The organism is Planktothrix sp. FACHB-1355 (assembly GCF_014748295.1).
In the GTDB taxonomy this organism is placed as follows: domain Bacteria; phylum Cyanobacteriota; class Cyanobacteriia; order Cyanobacteriales; family Aerosakkonemataceae; genus Aerosakkonema; species Aerosakkonema funiforme_A.
This window is the reverse complement of the sequence record NZ_JACJUP010000675.1, coordinates 1-3,831: the sequence shown is the minus strand read 5'-3', so window position 1 is coordinate 3,831 and position 3,831 is coordinate 1. Positions and strand designations below refer to the sequence as shown.

At 44.5% G+C, this 3,831-nt stretch carries 6 protein-coding genes; 3 read left to right on the top strand and 3 right to left on the bottom strand.

Features of this window, described 5'->3' with window-relative positions; all coding sequences use genetic code 11:
• Positions 1 to 109: 109 nt before the first annotated feature.
• Entirely contained in the window at positions 110 to 322 is a 213-nt protein-coding gene (locus tag H6S82_RS22860) for a hypothetical protein (protein WP_190464033.1), read from the bottom strand.
• Positions 323 to 395: 73 nt separating this feature from the next.
• On the opposite strand from H6S82_RS22860, the gene H6S82_RS22855 reads away from it, so the two are divergent.
• On the top strand, positions 396 to 1,454 hold the full coding sequence (locus tag H6S82_RS22855; protein ID WP_190464032.1) for a hypothetical protein: 1,059 nt from the start codon (positions 396 to 398) through the stop codon (positions 1,452 to 1,454).
• 189 nt (positions 1,455 to 1,643) lie between these two features.
• Entirely contained in the window at positions 1,644 to 2,030 is a 387-nt protein-coding gene (locus H6S82_RS22850; RefSeq protein WP_190464031.1) for a hypothetical protein, read from the top strand.
• 157 nt (positions 2,031 to 2,187) lie between these two features.
• Here the strand turns inward: H6S82_RS22850 and H6S82_RS22845 are convergent, their stop codons facing one another.
• On the bottom strand, positions 2,188 to 2,397 hold the full coding sequence (locus H6S82_RS22845; RefSeq protein ID WP_190464030.1) for a hypothetical protein: 210 nt from the start codon (positions 2,395 to 2,397) through the stop codon (positions 2,188 to 2,190).
• 72 nt (positions 2,398 to 2,469) lie between these two features.
• On the opposite strand from H6S82_RS22845, the gene H6S82_RS22840 reads away from it, so the two are divergent.
• Positions 2,470 to 3,141 (top strand): SH3 domain-containing protein, encoded by a 672-nt coding sequence (locus H6S82_RS22840; protein ID WP_190464029.1) that lies wholly within the window; start codon positions 2,470 to 2,472, stop codon positions 3,139 to 3,141.
• Between the two features lie 62 nt (positions 3,142 to 3,203).
• Here H6S82_RS22840 and H6S82_RS22835 read toward each other — a convergent pair.
• On the bottom strand, positions 3,204 to 3,831 hold a 628-nt coding region (locus H6S82_RS22835), incomplete at its 5' end, for a CHAT domain-containing protein (RefSeq protein WP_191056759.1).

Below are 3,831 nucleotides of genomic sequence, written 5' to 3'. Positions count from 1 at the left end.
TCCTCTCGGATATCGTGGGAACTGTTATCGAGTTGAAAAACTCCCCCTTCTGTACCGACCAGCACAACTGACATGAACGTTCTCCTGCAAGGTGGAAGGAATGGTTACTTTAGACATCTCCAAAAATTCTGGTGGGGTAGGCATCCTGCCTGCCTTTGAGATTCTTTTGGAGGAGATGTCTATTTATTAGGTTGCCATAAAAATCTGTTGCACAACGTCTCTCAAAAGAAGTAGGAGACTCGCTCACCGAACAACTAACAACTGACGACTGACAACTAACAACTGACAATTTTCCGTAAATAAATTCATCGACTTGTATCACTTGTTTGGGAATTGGGGATAACTATTTGCGAGTCCCCTTACCCCAACCGCGATCTATTTTATACTGCGTGACCATGAGTTTTGCCATATTTGACGAAGGTTATTACTTGGAAAAGAATCCAGATGTAGCGGTGGCTGTTAAAGCCGGAACTTTTCAGTCTGGTCTGCAACATTTTCAATTAGTTGGAATGCAAGAGGGACGAACTTCCGTTTCGCGATTCTGGAGCGAAGGCGGTTACTATGGCTCTGGTTTCTTGCCCAATAATTTCGATGTCTTGTCAAAGGTGATGCAGGGAGAGTTACCCTCTGCTTTGGCGCACTTTATCCAAACTGGCGAAGCAGAAGGTCGGGTAATATCGGACGCTTTCTACAATGAAAGGTTTTATTTGCAGCGCAATCCCGATGTTGCTAATGCCGTAGCGGCAGGAATTTTTGCTTCTGGTTTTTCCCATTTCATTCAAATCGGGAAAAATGAGGGTCGTCAGGCTTCGGCTTTCAACGAAGAAGTTTATTTAGCCTTCAATCCGGATGTAGCGGCAGCAGTTAGTTCTGGCGTTTTTAGTTCCGCCTTGGAACATTACACAAAGTCTGGCAGAAATGAGTCTCGTCCTGCCTTTTTAAGTGGCAGCAACGGCAATGACTATGTGAGTGCTTTTGACACGGGTAACTCTACAATTACCGGAGTTGCTATTGATGTAATTACTGGAGCGACTCCGGAAATTGTTCCTACCAGTTTGGGAGTTGGCGAAGTCGATACCTTGATTGGCTCTAATTCGGGTGTGAGCGATCGCTTTATTATCGGTGTCGGTCGCAGCGCCTCCAATCCCACCCCGTCAAAGTTTTACGTAGGTCAAGGAGATGCCGACTACGCATTAATCTCCCACTTCGATATTCTGGGCGGTGATGCTATTGTACCGGGTCTCGATCTAATCCAATTAGCAGGAAAACCGGAAGATTATGTCATCCAAACATCAAATGAAACATTTAAAACTAATATTTTTGCGATTGTTAGCGGGGGAAATACTCCTCAGTTAGATTTAGTCGCGGTTGTTGAGTCTCCCACTCTTTCAGTGCGGAGTGTAGATTCGGTAAATGAAACGTTTATTCTCAGCGCTCAAGCGCTGCTTTCCTAAGCGGTAAAGGGCTGTATTTAAGAAGCTGGCAGTTGGTGCGATCGCCACTCCAGCTTCTCCAAATTTTCCCTAAGTGCGTCTGAGGTAGTAGCAGCTTGTATTTAATCTTTCTCAAGGAACATTAGTTTTTGTGCGACCTTAATTAACATAACAGATGACAGACTGATTCAACATCAAAGGAATGCGATCGTGATTAACTTGCACAGAAGCTTTCAGCTAGTTTACCGCACAGCCACAACAGTACTCCTAGCTATCACTGTCTGGATGTTCGGTTTACCTGCTTTCTCCGCCTTAGCAATTTCATCCCCTACATCAGGCACACCTACCCATCTTACAGAAGGAGATTCTGACGTTGCCAGATCCAGGGAAATGCGAATCGATGCCATAGGAGAATGCAGACAGTATTTAGCTAATGGCGACAAAGATACCGTTGCTGAGTTAGATAGACCGTTAGATAAAAGAGGTTCTCATCAACTTGTCGGTGCTTTGAAAGTTACCGATAATCCCGAACCGACAGAAGCGGAAGTTGAATTTAAGCGTTGCCTGGAAGAAAAAGGAATTTCACCCAAACCATAGTGCTTGTTTGTAGGGTGCGTTAACGCAGTGTAACGCACCATTAGACATATCCTCCAAAAGAATCTCAAAGGGCAGGCAGGATGCCTACCCCACAAGAATTTTTGGAGATGTCTAATTATTTGTTGTTATGCAAAGATGCAAAATATCGTTTTGTGCGTTATTTTTGGCTTCTGAAATTGCATCTATAATCAATCCAATTGCGCCCCACCCTCTCAGCTGCATCAGGCGTCTCATAAGCCAGTTGCATCCCAAAAACTTTCCCTGTCGAGTTAGTCACCCGAAACTGCCACCCAGTACTATTGGTGTGGAAGACCAGCAGCAGGTATTCCTGCAAGACAACGATCTGGTGGATGCGTACAATAGGCATAAAACAGCTCGCTAAATCTTAAGTTTAGTTTAAGATTGTAACATTTCTTAAGATTCTGTAAAGGAAGGAAAAATGAGTTACACCGCTACTGTGAGAACTCAAGGCGACCCCTTGAATGTACGTTCTAGCGCCAACGGTTTAGTTGTCGATACAATTGCCAACGGTACGAAGGTATCGGTGACGGGCGACCCGGTAGCCGCTGGGGGAAGGAATTGGGTGCAGATTGGCACAAATCGTTGGGTCGCTTTAGAATTTCTTGTGAGGGAAACTTCAACTGATAACAATAACGATAATTCTCACTCGATAAAAGGAGCGAAAGTTGTCGCTACTCAGACGAACGAAACTATTGCCGGCGGGTTAAAAGTTTACCGCACCCAATTGATTGATAGTACGGGCAAAGTTGTGAATACAGTGCGGTGCGTTTCTGGGAGAGTCAGCAAACAAACGCCCGCTGATGTAGCAGGTTCTCAAACGCCTATTCCGTTTGGTGTTTATACATTCGATCGCCCAGGTGCTGTCGATAAAGCTTCTGGAGAATTTGGCGGTGTTTGGTCACCCGTTACACCTACTTTCAAGACAAATCGCAGCGGACTGGGAGTTCACTACGATCCGTCAGCATTTAAGAACAATTCCCAAACGGGAACTTCCGGTTGTTTGGCAACTCCAACTATTGAAGAAAGGGAAGTGATGAGTAACTTTATTCGTACTTACAAACCAACTCATTTAATCATTCAAAAGGGATAATTTTCAGGTACGTAGTTGCGCTTCAGCGCTCTTATTTGGCGCTAAAGCGCAACTACGTACCTTTATTTCAACTCATTTGTCTCTCCCTGACAAACCCAAGCACCCCAGAAAAATTTATGCTCGATCGGTCTAAACTCTTGACAAGATAGCCTACTTTCTGATAATATTTTTAATGTCAAAAGTTCATCGATTACCTCACAACCGAGAGGAAATTGTTGCAATTCTTCGATCGTAATTCTGCGAATATAATTTTGCGCTTCTTGTAACGCATCAACCCGTCTTAAACCGCGCTGCAAATTATCAAAAAATCGCTCCATCAGTAGCACGGTTGCTTTCGTGGGAACTGACCACAAACTCATTACCAAAGTTTTCGCTCCAGCGACGGCAAAAGCGCGACGTAAACCGAATACGCCTTCACCATTTTTGATATCGCCGATCGCAGTTTCGCAGGCAACTAAAATCGCGATTTCATTCTCCCATAAATCGATACCGATGATATCTTGGGCGAACAGAAAACCTTTGCCTGCTTCTGGCGGAAGTTTGCCACCTTTTAGCCAAGTTTCTGCACCCGCAAAGGCAAGTCCTGAACGCATCATCGGGTTTTCGATTTGGGTGTTGAGGCGATGTGTTTCTGAATTATTCGGGTTTATTTCCTTGATGATTTCCGGTAATTGCTTGGCGAAATTGCGT